24 protein-coding genes and 1 tRNA gene are annotated in these 20,186 nt (G+C 66.6%); 22 read left to right on the top strand and 3 right to left on the bottom strand.

Features of this window, described 5'->3' with window-relative positions:
• The first annotated feature begins 47 nt into the window (after positions 1 to 47).
• From SGCZBJ_RS12610 to SGCZBJ_RS12525, 18 genes are all read left to right on the top strand, one after another.
• On the top strand, positions 48 to 509 hold the full coding sequence (locus tag SGCZBJ_RS12610; RefSeq protein WP_101718344.1) for a hypothetical protein: 462 nt from the start codon (positions 48 to 50) through the stop codon (positions 507 to 509).
• Positions 509 to 799, top strand: a complete 291-nt coding sequence (locus SGCZBJ_RS12605) for a head-tail connector protein (RefSeq protein ID WP_101718343.1) — start codon at positions 509 to 511, stop codon at positions 797 to 799. Before SGCZBJ_RS12610 ends, SGCZBJ_RS12605 begins: the two co-directional genes overlap by 1 nt.
• 24 nt (positions 800 to 823) lie before the next feature.
• On the top strand, positions 824 to 1,036 hold the full coding sequence (locus SGCZBJ_RS12600; RefSeq protein WP_101718342.1) for a hypothetical protein: 213 nt from the start codon (positions 824 to 826) through the stop codon (positions 1,034 to 1,036).
• Between the two features lies 1 nt (position 1,037).
• Positions 1,038 to 1,376 (top strand): phage head completion protein, encoded by a 339-nt coding sequence (locus SGCZBJ_RS12595; RefSeq protein WP_101718341.1) that lies wholly within the window; start codon positions 1,038 to 1,040, stop codon positions 1,374 to 1,376.
• Positions 1,369 to 1,794 carry a DUF3168 domain-containing protein gene (locus tag SGCZBJ_RS12590; protein WP_101718340.1) on the top strand — a complete coding sequence of 142 codons (426 nt, stop codon included), beginning with the start codon at positions 1,369 to 1,371 and terminating at the stop codon, positions 1,792 to 1,794. Before SGCZBJ_RS12595 ends, SGCZBJ_RS12590 begins: the two co-directional genes overlap by 8 nt.
• A gap of 78 nt (positions 1,795 to 1,872) precedes the next feature.
• On the top strand, positions 1,873 to 2,331 hold the full coding sequence (locus tag SGCZBJ_RS12585; RefSeq protein WP_101718339.1) for a phage tail tube protein: 459 nt from the start codon (positions 1,873 to 1,875) through the stop codon (positions 2,329 to 2,331).
• Positions 2,331 to 2,747, top strand: coding sequence for a GTA-gp10 family protein (locus tag SGCZBJ_RS12580; protein WP_101718338.1), 417 nt, complete (start codon positions 2,331 to 2,333; stop codon positions 2,745 to 2,747). Before SGCZBJ_RS12585 ends, SGCZBJ_RS12580 begins: the two co-directional genes overlap by 1 nt.
• Positions 2,748 to 2,945: 198 nt before the next feature.
• Positions 2,946 to 3,365 (top strand): hypothetical protein, encoded by a 420-nt coding sequence (locus SGCZBJ_RS12575; RefSeq protein ID WP_101718337.1) that lies wholly within the window; start codon positions 2,946 to 2,948, stop codon positions 3,363 to 3,365.
• 3 nt (positions 3,366 to 3,368) lie between these two features.
• Entirely contained in the window at positions 3,369 to 5,852 is a 2,484-nt protein-coding gene (locus tag SGCZBJ_RS12570; RefSeq protein ID WP_101718336.1) for a tape measure protein, read from the top strand.
• Between the two features lie 4 nt (positions 5,853 to 5,856).
• A complete protein-coding gene (locus SGCZBJ_RS12565; RefSeq protein ID WP_101718335.1) occupies positions 5,857 to 6,450 on the top strand; it encodes a hypothetical protein in 594 nt (197 codons plus the stop codon).
• A 5-nt stretch (positions 6,451 to 6,455) separates the two neighbouring features.
• Positions 6,456 to 7,118 (top strand): hypothetical protein, encoded by a 663-nt coding sequence (locus SGCZBJ_RS12560; RefSeq protein WP_101718334.1) that lies wholly within the window; start codon positions 6,456 to 6,458, stop codon positions 7,116 to 7,118.
• A complete protein-coding gene (locus SGCZBJ_RS12555) occupies positions 7,115 to 7,561 on the top strand; it encodes a DUF6950 family protein (RefSeq protein ID WP_101718333.1) in 447 nt (148 codons plus the stop codon). Before SGCZBJ_RS12560 ends, SGCZBJ_RS12555 begins: the two co-directional genes overlap by 4 nt.
• Positions 7,543 to 11,880, top strand: coding sequence for a phage tail protein (locus SGCZBJ_RS12550; RefSeq protein ID WP_133149248.1), 4,338 nt, complete (start codon positions 7,543 to 7,545; stop codon positions 11,878 to 11,880). Before SGCZBJ_RS12555 ends, SGCZBJ_RS12550 begins: the two co-directional genes overlap by 19 nt.
• A 17-nt stretch (positions 11,881 to 11,897) precedes the next feature.
• Positions 11,898 to 12,221, top strand: a complete 324-nt coding sequence (locus SGCZBJ_RS12545; RefSeq protein ID WP_101718331.1) for a hypothetical protein — start codon at positions 11,898 to 11,900, stop codon at positions 12,219 to 12,221.
• A 220-nt stretch (positions 12,222 to 12,441) separates the two neighbouring features.
• A complete protein-coding gene (locus tag SGCZBJ_RS12540) occupies positions 12,442 to 12,789 on the top strand; it encodes a hypothetical protein (RefSeq protein WP_133149247.1) in 348 nt (115 codons plus the stop codon).
• Positions 12,789 to 13,076 carry a hypothetical protein gene (locus SGCZBJ_RS12535; RefSeq protein ID WP_101718329.1) on the top strand — a complete coding sequence of 96 codons (288 nt, stop codon included), beginning with the start codon at positions 12,789 to 12,791 and terminating at the stop codon, positions 13,074 to 13,076. Before SGCZBJ_RS12540 ends, SGCZBJ_RS12535 begins: the two co-directional genes overlap by 1 nt.
• A 42-nt stretch (positions 13,077 to 13,118) precedes the next feature.
• A complete protein-coding gene (locus SGCZBJ_RS12530) occupies positions 13,119 to 13,649 on the top strand; it encodes a transglycosylase SLT domain-containing protein (RefSeq protein WP_101718328.1) in 531 nt (176 codons plus the stop codon).
• Positions 13,646 to 14,191, top strand: a complete 546-nt coding sequence (locus tag SGCZBJ_RS12525) for a hypothetical protein (protein ID WP_133149246.1) — start codon at positions 13,646 to 13,648, stop codon at positions 14,189 to 14,191. The genes SGCZBJ_RS12530 and SGCZBJ_RS12525 overlap by 4 nt, the downstream gene beginning before the upstream one ends.
• Here SGCZBJ_RS12525 and SGCZBJ_RS25395 read toward each other — a convergent pair.
• On the bottom strand, positions 14,188 to 15,552 hold the full coding sequence (locus SGCZBJ_RS25395) for a hypothetical protein (RefSeq protein ID WP_133149245.1): 1,365 nt from the start codon (positions 15,550 to 15,552) through the stop codon (positions 14,188 to 14,190). The two genes, SGCZBJ_RS12525 and SGCZBJ_RS25395, sit on opposite strands and share 4 nt — an antisense overlap.
• Positions 15,553 to 15,724: 172 nt before the next feature.
• A complete protein-coding gene (locus SGCZBJ_RS25390) occupies positions 15,725 to 16,126 on the bottom strand; it encodes a hypothetical protein (protein ID WP_133149244.1) in 402 nt (133 codons plus the stop codon).
• Between the two features lie 207 nt (positions 16,127 to 16,333).
• Here SGCZBJ_RS25390 and SGCZBJ_RS12520 point away from each other — a divergent pair, with 207 nt between their 5' ends.
• Positions 16,334 to 17,161 carry a DNA adenine methylase gene (locus SGCZBJ_RS12520; RefSeq protein WP_240621492.1) on the top strand — a complete coding sequence of 276 codons (828 nt, stop codon included), beginning with the start codon at positions 16,334 to 16,336 and terminating at the stop codon, positions 17,159 to 17,161.
• 164 nt (positions 17,162 to 17,325) lie between these two features.
• Here the strand turns inward: SGCZBJ_RS12520 and SGCZBJ_RS12515 are convergent.
• A tRNA-Arg gene (locus tag SGCZBJ_RS12515) sits at positions 17,326 to 17,402 on the bottom strand.
• 283 nt (positions 17,403 to 17,685) lie between these two features.
• Here SGCZBJ_RS12515 and SGCZBJ_RS12510 point away from each other — a divergent pair.
• From SGCZBJ_RS12510 to SGCZBJ_RS12500, 3 genes are all read left to right on the top strand, one after another.
• On the top strand, positions 17,686 to 18,828 hold the full coding sequence (locus SGCZBJ_RS12510; protein WP_338065453.1) for a sensor histidine kinase: 1,143 nt from the start codon (positions 17,686 to 17,688) through the stop codon (positions 18,826 to 18,828).
• Positions 18,825 to 19,184 carry a response regulator gene (locus SGCZBJ_RS12505; RefSeq protein WP_101718324.1) on the top strand — a complete coding sequence of 120 codons (360 nt, stop codon included), beginning with the start codon at positions 18,825 to 18,827 and terminating at the stop codon, positions 19,182 to 19,184. The genes SGCZBJ_RS12510 and SGCZBJ_RS12505 overlap by 4 nt, the downstream gene beginning before the upstream one ends.
• 67 nt (positions 19,185 to 19,251) lie before the next feature.
• Positions 19,252 to 20,178: an alpha/beta hydrolase gene (locus SGCZBJ_RS12500; protein ID WP_240621491.1), complete on the top strand. Its 927-nt coding sequence runs from the start codon at positions 19,252 to 19,254 to the stop codon at positions 20,176 to 20,178.
• Positions 20,179 to 20,186: the final 8 nt, after the last annotated feature.

The following is a 20,186-nucleotide window of genomic DNA, read 5'->3' as shown; positions in this document are numbered from 1 at the left end:
CCGGGACTTGATCCTGGCCGGCCCCCTCCCAAGAACAGGAAGACGCCATGTACGTCAAAATGCTCACGGCCATGGCCGGAGCCTCGTTCTCGTATGGCCATGGGGACGTGGTCGAAGTGAAGTCGGCTATCGGCCGCGCCTGGATCGAAGCCGGCCTTGCCGAAGAGACCAAGCCGTCCGACGTGCTGGAGGCCGAGGCCACCAGGCAGGCGGGCGTCGCCAAAGAGGCGGTGAAGAAGCTGAAGACGGCCGAGGGCGAGCTTATCGCGCTGCGGGCCGACCTCTCGGCCGTCTCGGGCAGGCTGGAAGCGGCCGCTGCGGAAGTGGCCGAAGCCAAGGCCACGAACGAGGCCCTGGCGGCCGAAGTCGAGGCGCTGAAGGCGGACCTCGCCACGGCTAAGGAAGAGCGCCTGACGGCGCTGGAGGATCTGGAGAACGTCCAGGCCACGGCCGATCGTCTGGCGGGCCAGCTGGCCGCGCTGACGGCCGCCGGCGAAGGGCAAGGCTGATGGCGGACCCGGTCGAACCCTCGGCCGGGCCGTTCGTCTCTCTGGACATGGCCAAGGTCCACTTGGCGGTGTGCAGCGGCGACCACGACGCCCTGATCACGCTGTACCTCAACGCCGCCAGCGACGACGTCCGCGCTAGCCACGAGATCCCCAGCCCGCCGCCGCCGGCCGTTCAGGCCGCCGTGCTCCTCAAGGTCGAGGAGCTTTTCGATCCGGCGATGAGCGACGGGGAAAAGCGCGCGGCCACGGTAGCCAACCTGCTGCGCAAGTACGCACGCCCCAATTTCTGACCGCCAGCACCAGGAGGCTGTGCCATGCCGTGGGTCGAGTTCACCGCCCGCTTCGACTGGACGCCGCCCAAGGATCGCCGGCGAACCACCGTCTACCTTCCCGGGCATATCCTGCTGGTCACGACGCCTTGCGCGACGGCGGCGATCGCCGCTGGCAAGGCCCATCGGATCGCCACGCCCCGGCGCGGCCAGCAGCCCGTCAGCCTGATCCAGGCGAACCCGGTTCGCGAGGGCTGACATGCGGGCCGGACAATTTCCCGAACGGGTCCGCTTCGAACAGCGGGGCCTCGACCGGAACGGCGACCGCTTGGGCGACTGGGTCGCCGATCCGGCCTTCGAGACCGCCGCCGGTTTCACCTGGCTGCGCGGCGGTGAGACCGCGATCAACGCCCGCCTCCAGGGCGTGCAGCCCGTCGTCGTGCGGGTGCGGATCTCGCAGCTGCTGGCCACGGTGACGACGGCGTTCCGCGTCGTCGACCTGGGCACGGGCGACGTGTTCGCGATCCGCTCTAGGATCCTCGATCGCCGCGCTCGTGTCCTCGATTTCGCCTGCGACACCGGAGGGACCGATGGCTAGCCCGGCCCTTCCTTTCAAGCGCGCGGAGGAGGCGGCGCTGCGGGCATCGGCCGCTTTGAAGGCGGCCATGGGCCTCGCCGAGGTGAGGCTCTACACCGAGGTGCCGACGAACGCGCCGCTGCCCTACGTGGTCCTCGGCCAGCACGAAATCGACGATCAGTCCGACGGCTGCGGCGAGGCGCATGAGATCGTCTCGACCGTGCAATGGTGGACCAAGATCGTCGCCGGCGTGCCTGGCTCCGACGTGGCCCGCCTGATGGGCGCGGCGATCGTCCAGGCCCTGGGCGAGGCCCTGGAGATCGAGGGGCACGCGGTCGTGCTAGCCGAGATGGAAACGCCCGAGACCTACGGCACCGACCCCGACCAATCGAGCCGGGGCCGCGTCGCCTATCGCTACGAGACAACCGCCCTGGACTGACCAGGCGCGTGACATCCGGGGCTCGCCCCGATCCTGGCCCGGGTAGGGCGTCCACCAACATTCATAGGAGGCCCCGTCATGGCGGGCGTTAAACATGCGCGGGGCGTGAAGCTCGTGCTGAAGGTCAGCGCGGGCGGAAACCCCGAAACCTTCGAAGGGATCTGCTCGATCAACGCCGAGCGCGAACTGACCTTCGAGGCCGCGACCAACGACTTCAACCTGCCCGACTGCACCGACACCGATCTGCTGTCCTGGCTGGTGCGCGAGAAGGTGTCGCTGTCGAGCGCCTTCACCGGCGCCGGCATTCTCAACCTGCCGGACCTGCCGCGCATGTGGACCTGGCTGAAGTCGCCTGACCCGGTGAAGTGCCAGATCATCATGGACGTCCCGGCGGCTGACGGCGGCGTCCTGTGGGAAGGGTTCTATCATCTGTCCAACTTCTCCGTGACCGGCAACGTCGGCGAGAAGGCCCAGACGTCCATGACGCTGGCCTCCGACGGCGAGATCACCATGACCGTGATCCAGGCGGGCAGCTGATGGACGGCTCGGGTCACTGCACCGCCGATTTCGCCGGGGAGGAGCGGGACTTCCGTATCCGCCTCGGCGAGATCCGCCGCATCGAGAAAGCCTGTGGAACGGGCATCGGCGAAGTGCTGCGCCGGCTGGCTCGGGCCGTTTTCGCCCTCTCGAAATACTCGGGCATCGAGGCGCTGGCCGCCGGCGTCGAGTTCCACGCCGAGGACGTGCGGGCGCCGATCTACCAGGGCCTCCTGGGGGCCGGCATGACCAGCAAGGACGCGACGAACCTGGTTCGCCTCGATATCGACGAGCGCGGGATCCAGGGGCTGCTCGACCACGCGACGACCGCCCTGGAGGTCCTCTGGGCTTCGCGGCAAGCCCCGGAGGAGGAAGAGCCGGGGGAGCCGATGGCGGGGGAGAGCCCCGCGACCTGACCGCTCTCACCGACTTCGCCCAGCTGTACGGCCTTGGCGCTGTCATCGGCCTTTCGCCGCGTCAGGTCGACGACCTGACCGAATGGGAACTGGCCGCCGCCATCTCCGGCTGGAAGGCGGCCAATTGCGGTGAAGAACCACCCAAGCCGCCCACACCCGAAGAGCACGACGCCCTTATGGCCAAGTGGGGATGACGCCATGCCGCGCCGCATGAAGAACATCGAGCGGGCGCTGGCGCGCATGAAGCGCCTGCCGCCGGCTGTGAAGGAAGAGGTCGACAGCAGGCTCTATCGAAAGGTCGACCAGCTGGTGGGGCGGCAAAAGAGGGCCGCCCCCGTCGATCCCCAATCGGATGACCCGGGCAAGTTCCGCGACAGCATCCGCGCCTACGAAAACCCGGACCGACCATTGAGCTACCGGATCACGGCCGACGCCCGCGACGCCGACGGCAAGTTCATCGGCGGCAACATCGAGCACGGCCACCGCGCTCGCGACGGAACCCACGTCGAGGCCAGCCCGAGCTTCTTCCCGACTTACCGCGCCTGGAAGAGGCCGACGAAGCGCGACCTGGCGGCCGGCGCTCGCAAGGCCCTGAACAAAATCTATCCCAAGGGGTGAAGCATGGCTCGCAAGGACGCCGACGCTCTGCTGCTGCAAGTCTCGGCCGACATTCGCAGCCTGGAAAAGCAGTGGACCAAGGCCATCGGCGTTGTCGACGGCGGCTCCAAGAAGATGGAGGACCGCGCTTGGAAGTTCTCGCGGAACTTCAAGGCGGCCAACGACAACCTGGCCAGCAGCCTCAACCCCGACAAGTTGCGGGCTGGTCTGGCGGGCGTGGCTTCGGCGTTCGGCGCGGCGATGAGCGCCCGCGAGGTCGCCGAGATCGCCGACACCTACACCCGGTTCACCAACTCGCTGAAGGTGGCCGGCGTCGAGGGCGCGGCGCTGGCGCAGGTCCAAGAGGCACTGTTCGCCTCGGCGCAGAAGAACGGCGTCGAACTGGAGACGCTGGGCACGCTCTATGGCCGGGCCGCGCAGGCGGCCAAGACGCTCGGCGCGAGCCAGAATGACCTGCTGCGGTTCACCGACGGCGTGACCAACGCCCTGCGGATCCAGGGCGGCGATCCTGCGGCCGCTTCGGGCGCGCTGCTCCAGCTGAGCCAAGCGCTCCAGGCCGGCACGGTGCGGGCCGAGGAGTTCAACAGCATCAACGAGGGTGCTTTCCCGATCCTGCAGGCCGTCGCGGCCGGGGCCGATCGCTTCAGCGGCTCGGTCGCCAAACTGCGGGCCGAGGTGCTGGCCGGTAAGGTCTCGTCGCAGGAGTTCTTCGCGGCCTTCCTGCGGGGCTCGGCCCAGCTGGAGGAGCGGGCGGCCAAGTCGAGCCTGACTACGGCGCAGGCGCTCACCCAGCTGCGCAACGCCCTGGTCAAGTACGTCGGCGAGGGCGACCAAGCCTCGGGCGCGAGCGCCACCATGGCGGCGGCGATCAAGACGCTGGCCGACAACATCGACGTGCTGATCCCGGCGATCGCCGTCCTGGGCGTGGCGCTAGGCGTCGGCTTCGTCGCCAACGCCACCAAGGCGGCGGTGGCGGGACGCGGCGCTGGCGCGGCGATCCTGACGGCCTTCGGCGGGCCCGTCGGTCTGGCGATCACCGCCGTGGGCATCGCGATCGCCAGCGTCGCTGGTGAAGCCGCCGTCGCCCAGCGCGATGTGGCGGGGCTCCAGGCGACGACGGACGACCTGAAGAGTTCGCTGGCCGACGCCAGGGCGCTCCTCGATCCGACGCCGGGCAAGCTGGCCAGCGTGGGCAAGGAGGCCGCCGGGGCGGTGCCGGGCATCACGGCCTTCGCCGGGGAGGTCGGCAAGGCGGCCGCCAAGCTCTGGGAGCTGGCCGCCGCGCAGAAGGCCGCGGCGATCAATAAGCTGCTCGGCGAGCGGGCAAACCTCTCGACCCAGATCCAGAACAACGAGCGACGCTTGCCCCAGCAGCGCCGAGAGGCGTTCGGCCGGGATTTCGGCTTTGGCGACCACGGCTCGCTGCAAGACCAAATGGGCCGGGCAAAGCGGTTCTTCGCGGGCGAGATCGCCAATTGGTACACGGGCGGCAAGAGCGACCAGGAACTTGCTGACTCGATCAAGGCCGCCAAGGCCAGGATGATCGAGCTTGAGAAGGCGATCGTCGATCTCGGCAACGCCGACCTGAAGGAGTTCGTTGACGAGGCCAAGGCGCTTCAGGCGGCCACGGCTCCACCGGCGGGCAAGCCCAAGGGTAAGGGCAAGGACAAGGGCGGGATCCAGGGATGGGAGATCGATCCCGCGACCGTCGATCCCAGCACCTTCTTCGACATCAACAGCGACGTCGGCCGCCCGGTCGATGTGGTTTCGAACGAGCGGGGTCTGGTCAGCAGCGAAGACCGCGTGGCCGACCTGGCGAACGCCCTGGAGGCCATGCGCCAGCAGCAGTTCGATCGCATCTATGATGCGACCTACGGCGCGCTCGATGCGGCCTTCAGGGGCGGCGCGAAGGGGCTGCTTGCCTATTTCGGCGAGCAACTGCGGCAGTCGCTTCTCAAGGGGGCTGCCAAGGGCCTCGCGGAGGCGTTTTCCAAGAAGGCGGGGGGCGGGATCGCCAAGGCGGCGATGGCGCTCTTCGGCTTCAAGGACGGCGGCTACCTCGGCGGCTTCGCCGGTGGCGGTCTTCTCCAGGGGCCGGGAACGGGAACCTCCGACAGCATCCTGGCCAGCAACGGCAAGGGCAAGCTCGCGCGGTTCAGCGACGGCGAGTTCATCGTCAACGCCGCCGCCACGCGAAAGCATCGCGCGCTGCTCGAAGCGATCAACTCGGGCCGCATCGGCGGTTTCGCAGGCGGTGGGATCCTGGGTTCGTCACCGGCGGCTCTGGCGGGCGGGTCGTTCCTGCGCGGCGGCGGGCCGGTGTTCGATCTGCGCGGCGCGGTGATGACCGAGGATCTGCTGGCGCAGATCAACGACCAGATCGACGCCAGTGAAAACCGGGCGGCGACCCGAGGCGCGCAAGGCGGCCTGGCGCTCACCCAGGCCCGGCTGGCGCAGCAGGCCAAGGCCCGGCTGGGCTGGAGGTAGGTAGATGGCTTTCCAACTTCCACGCCTGCCCAAGACGGCTCAGGTCGAGCCCTTCTATGTCGACGCCAACGCCGACATGGAGCCGATCGTGGTCGGCAAGGTCCAGACGATCCTTCGGCCGGGCAAGTGGGGAGTGAAGGTCACGATCCCCGAATTGAACCCGGTCGACGCCCGCCGGTTCTGCGCCGCCCAGGTCAGGCACAAGACCGAGGGCGGGCTAATCTCGTTGAGTTGGCCGCAGGCCGACGTCGCCCAGATCCCGGCGACTGCGGTTGTCGATGGAGCGGGCCAGACCGGAGCCAGGTTGGCTGTTAGGGGGCTTACCCCCGGCTCGACGGTTCCTGGCTTCGCGTTCTTCAGCTTCGAGGTCGCGGGCGAAGGCTTCCTCTACTGCACCAGCGCAGACGCCCTGGTCGACGCCAACGGCAAGGCGCTCCTGCCCATCAGTCCCATGGTTCGGGTCAGGCCTCCCGATGGCGCCGCCCTCAACTTCGCCGACCCCCAGATCCAGGGAAAGCTGGAGACGGGTAACGTCGAATGGTCGCTGGTCCGGTTGAGACACACCGGCGTCAGCTTCACGATTACCGAGATCCAGTAACCGCCATGAGCCTCGCGCCCACGACGGCCGCCGCGCTGAAACGCTCGGCGGTGATGATGCCCTATTGCCTTCAGTGGGACCTTCCGACGGGACCGCTGCGGCTTAGCGAGCACTCGCCCTTCAGCTTTCCGGTCGACGGTCAGGCCGCCGAGTTCACCCCCGTCGACGGCAATTACGGCGTGCTTGGCGCTGTCGGCCCGATCAGCGATGGCGTGACCTCTGAAGTGCCCTCGACATCGTTCGTGCTCTTCCCGCCCCCGGCCTTGGTCAACACCGTCACCGCCGCTCTGTCGGCCGCCGGCAAGCGGCGCGTGCGGATCTGGGAGGTAGTGCTGGATCCCATCACGGGGCGCCCGATTGGCGATGCGATCCCGCTGATGATCGGGCAGAGCGACGTTCCGACGAACACCGTCGATAAGGGGGTCCGGTCCCTGACCGTCACGGTGCTGAGCCGGTTTGGCCGGTTCCTGCGGCCCCGGGAAGGGGTGCGGCTGAACCACGGTACGCACCAGCGCTGCAAGCCCGGCGAGATGGGTATGCAGTTCATGCAGAACGTCAGCCGGACGATCCCCTGGGGCTCGACGACCCCCACCAGTTCGCTGAGCGCCGCCCAGGCCGCCGCCTATGCGCGGCTCTACGGTTCCACCTATTTCGGGGTGACGAAGTGACCCATCCTCTGGATCTCCGCGTTCAGGTCGCCGAGGCCACGCGCGCCGCGTTCGAGGGTCACGCCTTCGCCTGGGGCCATTACGATTGCGTGCGCCTGGCCGCCTTCGCGGCGCTTGGCATGGGCTATGCGCCGCGCCTACTACGCGGCGGCCTCTACAGCACCGCCCTTGGCGCCCGTCGCGCGATCAGGCGAACCGGGTTCGCCTCGATCGAAGCGGCCGTGGACGATCTGGGCCTCATGCGTCTCGGCTGGGCCTACGCCTTGCCCAGCGACATCGTCGCTTTGCCCAGCGGCGAGGACTGGCCCGCCCTGGGCGTGGTGATGGATCAGAACCACGTCCTTGCCTTCTCGAACGTGGACGGGCTTTGCCGCATTGCCCGTCCGGAACCTTCCGACATCCAGATCCTGTGGAGCGCACCGCCGTGCCTCAAGCAGCCCTAGCCGTCGCCGCGTGGGTCGGCCAAACCGTGTTCCAGGTCGCAAGCGCGATCGGCATGTCGGTCAGCGCCGCCGCCACGGCCGCCAACGTCGCCGCCGCCGCCACCCTGGCCGTCGAGGCCTATGCGGTCGTCAAGGCGACCGAGGCGATGACGCCGAAGATCCGCGACCAAGGATCGACCGTGCAGTGGCAGGCCGATCCTCGCGCCGGCGTGCCCTACGGCATGGGTCGCTGCGCGATCGGCGGGAACATCGTCTTCAACCAGTCGGCGGGGTCGGGCAACAAGTACCTGAACTTCGCCACTGTCTACAGCGGGGCCGGGCCGATCCAGGGCTTCGAGGCGTTCCAGTGCGAGGGCGTGACGGTCTCGTTCACCGCTGACAGCGGCGAGGGCGCTTCCGGCTACTACCTCAATCGGATGTGGCAGAAGCGCCAGCTGGGGCTCGCCACTGAGGGCTGGATGCGCTGGACGGCGGTCGGCTCCAAGGATACGCCGTCCAATCATGGCGGGATGCCCTCGGAATGGACGGCGGCGCACAAGCTGTCTGGCTACGCGGCCACCCTCTGGGCACTAGAGTATGACCCCGAGCGCTTCGCCTCGGGCGTGCCCTCGCCGCGCATGGTGGGGCGTTGGGTCAAGGTCTACGACCCTCGGAAGGACAGCACCTACCCTGGTGGGAACGGCCCCCATCGCATCGACGACGAAGCCACCTGGGAGTGGTCGGCCAACCCTGGCCTTCACGGTCTAACCTGGATCATCGGCCGCCTTTCGGGCGGGGTGCTGATCCTCGGCCTCGGCGCCACCGCCGAGGAGATCGACATTGCCGCCTTCGTACATCTGGCCAACGTCTGCGACGCCAACGGCTGGACCATGGGCGGCTGCGTCACCAGCACCGACAACACCTGGGAAGTTCTGAAAGCGATCCTGCAGGCCGGGGCGGCGACGCCGATCCTGGGCGGCTCGCAGATCTCTTGCATGGTCAATGCGCCGTCGGCGAGCCTCGTCACGGTTACGGATGACGACATCGTCGGAACCGCGACGGTGCCGGCGCAAGTGGCGGCAGACGAGGCGATCAACACCGTCTGGCCCTCCTACACCGAGGAGGCGCTGGATTGGGAGGTTGTGACCCCAGACGCGCCGGTCCAGGTGGCCGCCTACGTCGAAGCGGACGGCGAGGAGCGGTCGATCGAGCTCGGCCTGCCGCTCGTGCAGGAAGCCACCCAAGTCGGCCAGCTTTGCCGATACGCGATCGAGGACGCCCGTGAGCTGAACAGCATCGTGCTGATGCTGAAGCCCTGGCTCCGCTGGGTGCCGCCGGGATCCTGCGCCCTGATCCAGGCCCCTGAAACCGGGCTCAATGGGCAGAAGATCCGGCTGCTGAAGCGCACCCGGGAAATGTCGACCAAGACCGTCGGCTGGACGATGCGGACCGAGACCGACGCCAAGCACAGCTATGCGCTTGGCCAGGTGAACGACCCACCCATCCCCCGACAGCTCACCTCCTATAACCCGGCGGTTGTTCCTCTGCCGGGGGAGGGGGCATTCGAAGTCGTGGCAGGCCAACTGGCTGGCTCGGATGGCGCGCTTCCCGCGATCGTCGTGGAAGGCGAAGCGGATCTCTATGAGGCTGTTTCGATCGTCGTCGACTATCGGCGGATCTTCGCTACCACTCCTGTGACCTATGGAGATTGGCAGTCCCAGACCTTCTCCGCGAAGGCGGTCCGACTGGTTGTCACCGGGGTGGAGGCTGGAGCCAGATACCAGGTCCGACTGCGATACATCACGGCCACCGGGGTCGAGAACGGGGGGACCGGGACCGACTTGGGCGAAGTCGAAGTCGGTGGCGTCGACGCGGGGACGGTCGAGGGCAAGACCCCGGCCCAGATCATCGCTGACGCCGGCGCGTCGGTGCAGCCGGCTATCGCCGCCGTCGATGCTGCCACGCAGGCCGCGTCGATAGCGTCGGGCCAGGCCCTGGCTCTGCTTCAGACGCCAGGAACCGGCGTGATCCAGCGCCTGGCCGACGTCGAGGTCCAGGCGGACGGCGCGGATGCGCGACTGACCGACGAGGTCGCCCTGCGTACGGCCCAGAACGCCGCGGCGGTGGCCCGTATCGGCGACCTCGAGGCCAGCCGCCGCGTGGTCGCCAACGCGCTTAGGAACGGCAATGCCGCCGATCCTCAGGCCCTGCGCTACTGGACCGCGCCGTCGGGAGGCTTCGTGGTCGGCAACGATCCGCGATACGGCCCGTACTTTGGTGCGGTGGCGAACACCAGCGGCGCCACGCGGGTCCTGCTTTCGGAGATCCACGGGACCAGTCCTGGCGACGTGTGGAGCTTGGGCCTGCAAGGCGACCCGGGCGGCAGCTTCGGTTCTGCCCGAGCGTTCGTGTTCTTCACCTGGACGCGCGCTGGTATTCAGCTGGGCAACAGCGCGGAGGTGTTCCTCGACACCGGCGTGATGAGCTGGACCAAGCGCGCCGAACTCAAGGGCGTCACGGTACCGGCGACCGTGGCGGGTCAGGTCCCCGATGGGTTCCAGATCTGCTACGCCGTGCCCAACGGCCACCTGAACTCGACCTTCTCATACGTGATGGTCAATCAGGGCGCGGTCGCCCTACCGTTCAACGACCTGTCGACCGCCAAAGACAGCCTGGCGCGCACAGCGAGCCTGGAGTTGGCGCAAGCTGCGACCGACGGCAGCCTGGCCGTGCTGACCAACCGCGTCGGCGTCTCCATGCAGCAGGGAGACTCCGTCGTCGCGAACGCTCGGTTCGGGGCGTACACGGCGGCGGCGGGCATTCCCGACGGCTGGAGCGAGTACCTCAACGGCGCGGCCGCCACACGCCAACCCGCACCAGGAGGCCGCTACGCCCCCCGCTGGTCGACGGCGGCGACCCAGATGTATGGGATCGTGCAGAGCGTCGTCCTGACGCCGGGTGATTGGATCCTGGAGTTCCAGGCCATGGTCACGTCGGGCGACTGGCGCGGCTGCGGCCTCCTGGCCTCGTATCCCGGCGGCGAGATCGGACGGATCGACTGCGGCGTCGACCCCGACAACGGCGGTGTGATCGGCGCGGGCGGCCCGGGGTATCGACGGTTCACCAAGAAGGTCGCCGTGCCTTCGCCAGTCGTCGTGACCTTCTATGCCATGGCCACCTGGGACGGCTACGCCAGCGGTCGTTCGGCCAAGACGATCGATATCCAGGTGGCTGACGTCTATCCGGTTGACGCCGCTGTTCGCGCCGCCCAGGCCGACGCCTCCACGGCGCTGACGGCGTACTCGACCTTGTCGGCCTCGTTCGCGTCGTACCAGACGACGACCGACGCCCGCTTCACCAGCCCGACTGGCGAAGTGCAGGTGGCCAAGAGCCAGGCCATCGCCCAAAGCCTGGCCGACGCGAACCAGGCGATCAGCACCTATGACGCCTCGACCACGGCCAGCTTCGGCGGCCTGCGCGCCGCGACCGGGTTGCTGCAATCGGCGATGACGACCGTTCAGGGGCGCGTCGTGGCCTGGCTTAAGCTGACGGCGTCCAGCGGATCGGAAGAGGCCAAGGTCGAGGTCGTCGCCGACGAGGGCGGTTCGCTGATCCGCATGGTCGCCAAGGCGATTTCGCTGGCCAACACGGTTGGCGGGGTCGTGATCGACGTGTTGAAGATCGTCGGCGGCGAAGTGTTCTTCGGCGCTCCGGTCTCCATCGACGTAGCGGGCAAGCGTCTGACGCTCGGGCCAGGCTTTGGATCGTCGAGTGACCTGGTCTGGTGGTTCGGGCCCAGCGCCACCAGCGTGGTCAGCATGACCAAGGTCAACGGCCACTTCGCGCTCGCGACGGACGGCAAGGTCTACTACGGCACGGCCGAGCTGGGCACGGGGGCGGGCAATCCCGATGCCGTCACCGGCCGGTATGGGCAGCAGTCCAACCTGGCGCCGAACACCGGCACGCATGCGCTCGCGGTTCAGCTCGACCTGTCGGGCGTCGCGGCCAGCGATCTCGTCGAGGCCAAGTTCCTGATCACACAGGAAATGGCCGGCGCCCTGTCGACGACCGGCACCTGGTCGGGCGGCTGGGAAATCGTCGAGCAGACGACCGCCGGCGGGTCGACGGCCGTGCGCGCGTCAGGCCTGCTGACCATCGAAGACAGCGGCGGTGGGCTTCTCGACATCCAGTCGAGCGAGCCGATGGACGCATTCATGCGACTGCCTGAGCGGACCCTCAATGGAACTGTCCGCTACGCGCTGCGCATGTGGCGCAACAGCGGACCGACCATCACCGGCAACGGCATTCACGCCGAGCTGCGCGTGCAGCGCACTCCCTGACAACAAGGAACAATCGGATGACCGATCTATCGACCGTGCCGCAAGAGGACCTTGCGGCCGAACTGGCGCGGCGCGCCGCAGCCCAGGCGCTGGAGGCGGCGCAAGCCGTCGCCCTGCGCTACGGCGCCGCCCGGCCCATCTTTGAGGGCGGGTCCTACACCCTGCCGGCCCTGTCAGGGGCGCTGAAGGCTGCGGTTGTGACCTGGCCGTCGGGCCGCCTGTCCGTGAACGCCGACGTCCTCGCGCGCCAGATCGACGCCGTCATCAGCGTCTGGGCCGCCGACGTGGCACCGCAGCTAGCGTTGGCGGACGCGGCCGATAGCCCGACAGAGGAGGCTTGAGTGGTGCGGATCACGACACCCCTGGCGGCTGTGCGTACTGGCGCGCGCTGGTCGCAGGATTTCGTTCTGCAATACGCCAACGGCACGCCGCCGTGACGTGAAGAAGCCCTGGCCGCCTGGGGGCTGGCGGCCAGGGCTTCAGGTGTCAAAGGGGATGACACCTCCAACTAACGCTGAGCGGCGCAGCTTGTTCCGCCGTTTTTCACCATAGGAGGGGGATATGCCCTGGAAAGACCCCGAACTATTCGGGCGATACTGCATGGCCGTGGGCGGGGCGTGCCTCTACGGGCTCTATCTCTTCGCCATTCGACTGAGGTCCGGCGCGACAATCACCTTTCGTGACGGCCTGCTGGTCCTGGCCAACCTCGCCGGCGCCGCGGCCTCGGGCCTGATCCTGACCGCCGTCTTCGCCGGCCGCCTGGTCGCACTGATCCCCTGGCCCACGCTCCAGGACGCGGGCCTCATCGCCTTCGCCTTCGGCGTCTTTGGCTGGGAGCTTCTGCCGCTGCTGTTTCCCAAGGCCCTGCGATGGGCCGAAGGTCAGGCCGATAGGCTGGGAGGCGGCTGATGACGGGGGAAGACATCGTCGCCGTCCTGGGGGGCTCGGTGGCCAGCGTTTGCCTGGCCCTGCGCGCCTACATGCTCAAGCCCGCCTTCGACAGCTGGTGCAGCGCGCCGGCCAGGGTCTGGGCCTCCCTGCTGGCCTTCTCGGTGGTCTGCGCCCTGTCGGTGCTCTCGATCGCCGGCGGCCACGGCCACGCCACCGCCCGGGAAGCCATGGTGCTTGTCGGCGCGGGCGTGGCCGCGAGCGTCATGCTCATCAACCTTCATCGTCAGGCGCCGCCTCGGCCCTGATCCGCGAACCCGGTTCGCCTTTCCATACATCGGAGACAGACAATGAAACTCGCTTGGGGCGCCAAGGTGAGCGCGGCCTTTCGGCTGCGCGTTCTTCAGATCGCCGCCCAGCTGGGGATCGATCCCAGCGACCTGATGGCCTGCATGGCCTTCGAGACCGCCGAGACCTTCCGGCCGGACATCCGCAACGCCGCCGGCAGTGGGGCGACCGGCCTGATCCAGTTCATGCCGTCGACGGCGGCCGCCCTGGGCACGACCACGACCACCCTCGCGGCCATGACGGCCGAGGAACAGCTGACGGTGGTCCACCGCTACTTCAAGCCGTGGGCCTTCAGGCTGAAGAATCTGGGCGACGTCTACGGCGCGATCCTCTGGCCCGGGATGATCGGCCGAACCGACGACTACGTGGTCTTCGACAAGGCCGATGCGAAGCGGCCCAAGCTCTACATCCAGAACGCGGGCCTGGACTTCAACCGCGACGGCAAGATCACGCGGGCCGAGGTCTGCTCCAAGATCGTCGCCAAGCGGTCCAAGGGCTTGATGACCGGCAACGCCTGGGAGCAAGTCGCGTGACCGGGCCGGTCGCTTCCATCCCCGTAGGCGTCCGCTGGGCGGCTGGCTTGGTGCAGGCCAGCTTCGTCGCGCTTGGCCTGGTCGCCGGCGGCTACCTGGTTGGCCGAGGCGACGGCATCGAGGCCGCAAAGGCCGCCGAGGTCAGGCGCGCGGCCAAGGCCGCCAAGGTCGTGGCCAAGGTCGAAAAAGGCGGCGTCGAGATCTCGGCCGACGTCGCGGGCGAACTGGCGGCCGCCCAAGGCCGCATCGCCGCTCTTACCGCTCAACTGAAAGAAAAGGTGCCTGCCTATGTCACGGCTGAAGCTGATCGCCGCTGCGTTGTCCCTGACGGCTATGTCCGCCTGCGCGACGCGGCCGGCGCTGGTCTGTCCGTCGTTCCCCCCGCCGCCGGTGGATCCGTCGACGCCGATACCGGCCTGGTCCTCTCTGACCTCGCCGCGAACGATCTCGTCAACGCCGCCGCCTTCAACGCCTGCGTTGCAGAAGTGAAGGCCTGGCGTGGATGGTATCCCCGCCAGGCTGCGCTCGGCCTCGGGCGCTAATCTATCTCAGATATGGAAGGCGGCGGGAAATCAACTACCCCTCCAGCCGTGGTCTCTATGGCCGATCTGCAGCTCGCCTTAAATTTTTCGTCATCAGGCTTATCGAGGAGGTGCGTTGAAATACGGAAAAGGTCAGCGGTTCGGACTAGCGCTGTTCCTAATCTGGCGGCATTGGTGAGGCATTTTTGAGTAAACTGTTCGGGGCGAGACTCAGGCTTCGTTAACCGGAAGCCATTTCCAAAAAGTATGCCCTTCGCCGGAACTATCACGTCATCCTGCTGAAAATCTTCGTTTATATTGTTCTCCAGCTGTCTGAATTTCGATATATCAATCGCGCTGCTGTCCTTGCCCTCGGATTCTCCTATCATTCGAAATCCCGACGGTGACGTGATGAGGTGGTCGATCTCGAAATCACCCTTGCGAAAATTTTCGACCGTGTACCCCAACGAGATAAGGCACCTTTCTATTGCTGCCTCCAACCGGGGGCCATTTTCGAAGAGAAGGTCGGAAATATCATTAATATTCGATATTTCCGCGTCAATTGAAGCGATGGAGTTATTTAAAGCGTTGATTTGTTCAGTGAGAGATTTCCTGTCGTCCTCAAGAGATATTAGCGCTTTCGACTTTTTTACATCGCTGAGCCATTCAGGCGCTGGGCTTTTTCCGCCGGTTTCTCTTAAGTTTTTGTCCAGTGCAATTATCTGATTAACGAGCCTTATTGATTTTTGAACAGACTCTTCTGTCCACTCGCCATCATCGTCATCCTCGAACGATTCCAATTCTATATTCGGTATAAGTACGATGTGGCCCTTCTTTGGGCCGAATTCTATTATCGCACCTACAGAGGAGCCATCTTTGGCGGCGAACGCCTTCTTTCCGACTGCTTGTTCGATTATTACTCTATATGAAGAAATGTGCTTCAGTTCCTCATAAAGAGGCTTAAGGATGCTATCTACGGGGCTAAAAATCTTTCCAGTGGCATTTTTAATTTTCAAATCTATCGGTATAGATTGATAATTATTAAATTGCGTCGTGCTGTATTGTCTATTTCCTTTTGATGGAGTTGTTACGTGTGTGGCGCCTTCATCTATAGTCTTCTTTGCAAGTAGGACAAATATTGTTTTTCCGGCGCTGAGGGCGTGAGATATTTCACTAGACCAGTGGTTCATGGCGGATGATAGCCGCCTCCAGCCTTCTATGCTCACGCAAGATCCGCCACCAGAGAAATTGACGCGCTCTTCATACGGTAGAGTCGGATTAAAAATTATAATGTCGAAGTCTCTAAGGGATTCATCCGACGAATATTCGATATATCCATCAATAGATGGTAGGTAAGTGTTTACTGTGGCTATCGTCTTCATTCTGATATATTTCTCCAGAAGCGCCAGTTTCTGTTGATCGCCTATTGTTGTCGATGGTGGGGCTGCGATACTCCGATAATTCTTTTCGTGCTCTAGCGGAATGTCGCCTTGTCGTGGTCGAAGCATCGGCCTGGAGTTGATTATAACTGACGAATCGGGTTCTGGCGCCACCCTAGGTCGATCCGCTAGGCTTTCCGTCGAAGCCTGTTGGCTCACGGCCCCGGTAGGCGTCGTAGGCGGCGGTGGCGCGGTTTGCATGGGCTAGCTGGATCTCACGGGCGGTTGCGGCTCGAAGCCCTACCCAAGATCCATGGCGAATGGTCTGGGCGGTGTAGCCGGTGTCGCCGGCGCAGGCGAAGCCGTCATCGACCCGCTGGCATCGGAAGGTGCGTCCCCAAAGGACGGCGTCGGGCCCGAGCACGCGGATCACGGACGGTAGGTGAACCTTCAAGGTCAAGCCGCACCGCCTGCAGCGGCTGCGCACCGTCCAGCGCTTGGCGTGCATCTCCGTCACCGTCAGAGCCGCCAGCGGCGACGCCGGCGGGCTGACGCGGTTCGGGCTCGGTCCGCCCACGATCGCCTCCGCTGACAATTCCATTCCCCGGCCGAAAGGGCGGGGTCAGGCGCGCGTCAACGCGCCGAACCGACGGGTAGCTCCCCCGTCACGTGCCGCCGTCGATCGCCGACGGCCTGTCCGCCCCATCCCGGGGCGCGGACTCATACTCGCCACTCGGAGCCTTCTCAAATGAAATGTTCTCAAAATGTTCTAGTCCCGCCAGCTGTGCCCGTCGTCCCGGCCGAGCCTGCTGCGGCGTGGATCGGCGGCAAGCGCCACCTGGCTAAGCGGATCTGCCAGATCCTGGCGGCGACGCCGCATGAAGCCTACTGCGAGCCCTTCACCGGCATGGGGGGCGTGTTCCTGCGTCGGGCGGTCAGGCCCGGCGTCGAGGTCATCAACGACGTGTCGGGCGATGTGGTGAACCTGTTCAGGGTGCTGCGGGCCCACCCGGCAGCGCTGCTGCGGGAGCTCCGCTGGCGGCCTGCGATGCGCCTCGAGTTCGATCGTTTGAAGGCGGCCACAGCGCACGACCTGACGGACATCGAGCGGGCGGCCAGGTTCCTTTATCTCCAGACCCTGGCCTTTGGCGGCAAGGTCAAGGGGCGCAGCTTCGGCGTCGATCCGATCAAGCCCCACAACTTCGACCTTCGCCGGCTGGAGCCGCGCCTACAGCGTATCCACGATCGTCTCGCTGGCGTCGTGATTGAGAACCTGGACTGGTCAGAGTTCATCCCGAGGTACGACCGTCGGGGCACGCTCTTCTATCTCGACCCGCCTTACTGGGGCAGCGAAGACGACTATGGAAACGAACTGTTCAGCCGAGCCGACTTCCAGCGCCTGGCCGACGTGCTGGTGGGGATCCAGGGCAAGTTCCTACTCTCGATCAATGACGTCCGAGAGATGCGAACCGCGTTCGCCTGGGCTGAGATCGAGGCGGTCGACACCGTCTACTCGGTGGGCGGGGGCGGCACGGCTGCACCGGCGAAGGAACTGCTGATCGGAACGAAGGGCGTGCCGCGTGCTCTGGAGCGTCAGCAGGCGCTAATTTGACGCCGTACCGGGCAAACTGGCGTGAACGAACCTGGAACATCCTCCGGGACTATTCCGGGGGTTTGGGTCCCGGACCTTCGGTCCTGACCGGTTTTGTTCCGATTTTCGCTAGGGCTCACGCACCGGATCTTATCCCGCAAACCCTTGCGGGATAAGGCCCCGCATGGCGGCCCGGAAGGGACTCGAACCCCTGACCTTCGCTTTAGGAAAGCGCTGCTCTATCCTGCTGAGCTACCGGGCCGCGTGCGCGGCGGAGAGGGTGCATAGCGCATGTTGCGCCGGGTGCGAAGCCTGAGCGTGGCGACGGCGCGGCGGATTGTCGCAAGGGCGCGTGATGGAAATGTCGCATGGCGCCGCTTCAAAGCCTTGATCTGGTTCGACTGTGCGTCGCCCGGAAGACTCTGTTAACCTTCCCGGCAACCGTGAGTAGATGCGTGCGTCGTCACGCCTCTTGTTGTTGTCTCCCCCGCGCGTGCTAGGCTCGCGTTCCAGTGGATCCGCGAGCGTCTTTTCGTATGTTGGATATGGCCGAGCACGACCTGTCGGACGGCGAAGACGATTCCGCCCTTCTGACCCTGGTCGAAACGATCGAAGAGCTCTCGGCCACCCGGACCATCGACGAGGTGGCCGCGGTGGTGCGCTCTTCCGCGCGCCGAATTTCGGGCGCCGACGGCGTGGCCTTCGTGCTGCGCGACAACGACTGCTGCTGGTACCTAGACGAGGACGCGATCGGCCCGCTGTGGAAGGGCAAGCGCTTCCCGCTGACCGCCTGCATCTCGGGCTGGTCGATGCTGAACCGCCAGACGGTGGTGATCCCCGACATCTACCAGGACGACCGCATCCCGCACGACGCCTACCGGCCGACCTTCGTCAAGAGCCTGGTGATGACGCCGGTGCGCACCCGCGACCCGATCGCGGCCCTGGGCGCCTACTGGGCCAAGGAGCATACGCCGCCGCCGGAGATCGTGGCCAAGCTGCAGGTGATGGCCCGCGCCACCGCCGCGGCCCTGGAGAGCGGCCGGCTGCACGCCTCGCTGAACAAGGAGCTGGAGCGGCGCACCTTCCTGATGCGCGAGCTGGACCACCGGGTGAAGAACACCCTGGCCTCGGTGCAGTCGATCGCCAGCCAGACCCTGCGCACGGCCGCCTCGCCGCAGGCTTTCAACGAGTCGTTCGAGTCGCGCCTGCTGGCCCTGTCGCAGGCCCACGAGCTTCTGACCAAGCAGGCCTGGGGCAAGGCCCAGCTGCGCGAGATCCTGGCCGCGGCAATGCGCCCGTTCGGCGGGCTGGAGGACGGCCGCTTCGTGGTCGAGGGGCCGCCGATCGAGATCACGCCCGAGGCGGCCGTGGCCGTGCACATGACCCTGCACGAACTGATCGTCAACGCCGCCAAGTACGGGGCCCTGTCGGTTCCGACCGGCGCGGTTTCGGTCTCCTGGCGCATCGAGGACGCGGGCGGGCCGCATCCCACCTTCGCCCTGGAATGGCGCGAGCGCGGCGGCCCGCCGGTGGCGCCCCCAGAACCCAAGGACGAGGGCTTCGGCTCGCGGCTGATCCGCCGGGGCCTGTCGCGCGACCTGGGCGGCGCGGCGGTGCTGGACTTCGCGCCCGAAGGCCTGACCTTCACCTTCCGCGCGCCCCTGTCGCAAAGGCTGGCGGCGGCATGAGCGGGCGTCGGATCATGATCGTCGAGGACGAGGCCCTGGTGGCCATGATGGTCGAGGACCTGCTGACCGATCTCGGCTGCGAGGTCTCCGGCTCGTTCGGCGCGGTGGGCGAGGCCCTGGCCTATCTGGGCGACGGCAAGCCGCCGCTGGACGGGGCCGTGCTCGACATCAACATCGGCGGCGAGATGGTGTTTCCGGTCGCCGAGGCCCTGCGGGCCAAGGGCGTGCCGTTCGTCTTCGCCACCGGCTACGGGGCCTTGCCGCGCAAGGGCTTCGAAGATGTGACCGTGCTGTCCAAGCCGATCAATTTCGGCCACCTGCGCGACGCCGTGCACGGGTTCGGCCACGCGGCCTGACGGGCCGCGCGCCGGAAATCCGCCCGAGCGCCGTTTGCTTCTGCGACCCCTTCGCCGGAGCCCGACCGTGCCCAGAACCCTCCAGACCTGTCTCGCCGCCGTCGCCCTGATCGGCGGACTTGCCGCCGCTTCGGCGGGCGAGGCCGGTCCCGTGCGTGAGCGCCTGCGCGAGCGGATGGCCCAGCGTCTGCAAGCCCGGCAAGGCGAGGAGGCGCGGCCGCTGGACCTTCAGGCCATGGCGCCGGGGGCGCGCAAGGTGGAGGCCGCCTACGGCCCTTCGGCCAAGCAGGCGATCGACGTCTATGTTCCGCCGGGTGCGCGCGACGCGCCGGTGATCGTCATGGTCCATGGCGGGGCCTGGAAGATCGGCGACAAGGCCAATACCGGCTCGATCGAGAACAAGCTGAAGCACTGGCTGCCCAAGGGCTACGTGTTCGTCAGCGTCAACTACCGCCTGCTGCCCGAGGCCATGGCCGAAGGGCAGGCGCAGGACGTGGCGGCGGCGATGCGACTGGTGCAGGCGCGGGCGGGCGAGTGGGGCGGCGATCCGCGCAAGATCGTGCTGATGGGCCACTCGGCCGGGGCTCATCTGGCCGCCCTGCTGTCGTCGAAGCCCGACATGGTCGGCCGGCCGTGGGCGGGCACGGTGGTGCTGGACTCGGCGGCGATGAAGGTCTCGACCGTCATGCAGCGACGCCATCCGGGCTTCTACGACGAGGCGTTCGGCGGCGATCCGGCCGCGTGGGCCAGGGTCTCGCCGATGGACCAGTGGACCCGGGTGGCCGTGCCGATGCTGCTGGTCTGTTCGTCCCAGCGGCCCGATCGGCCGTGCGACGAGGCCGACGCCTTCGCCGCCCTGACCGCGAGGGCGGGGGTGACGACGCCGGTCCTGCCCCAGGCGCTGAGCCACGCCGACATCAACCGCTCGCTGGGCCTGCCGGGGGCCTACACCCAGGCGGTCGACGCCTGGATCAGTCGGCGCCTTCTCCCATAGGGAGGTTT

This window comes from Caulobacter zeae (assembly GCF_002858925.1).
Lineage (GTDB): Bacteria > Pseudomonadota > Alphaproteobacteria > Caulobacterales > Caulobacteraceae > Caulobacter > Caulobacter zeae.
Note: the sequence above shows the minus strand (reverse complement) of the source record. Positions and strands in the feature narration are given on the sequence as shown.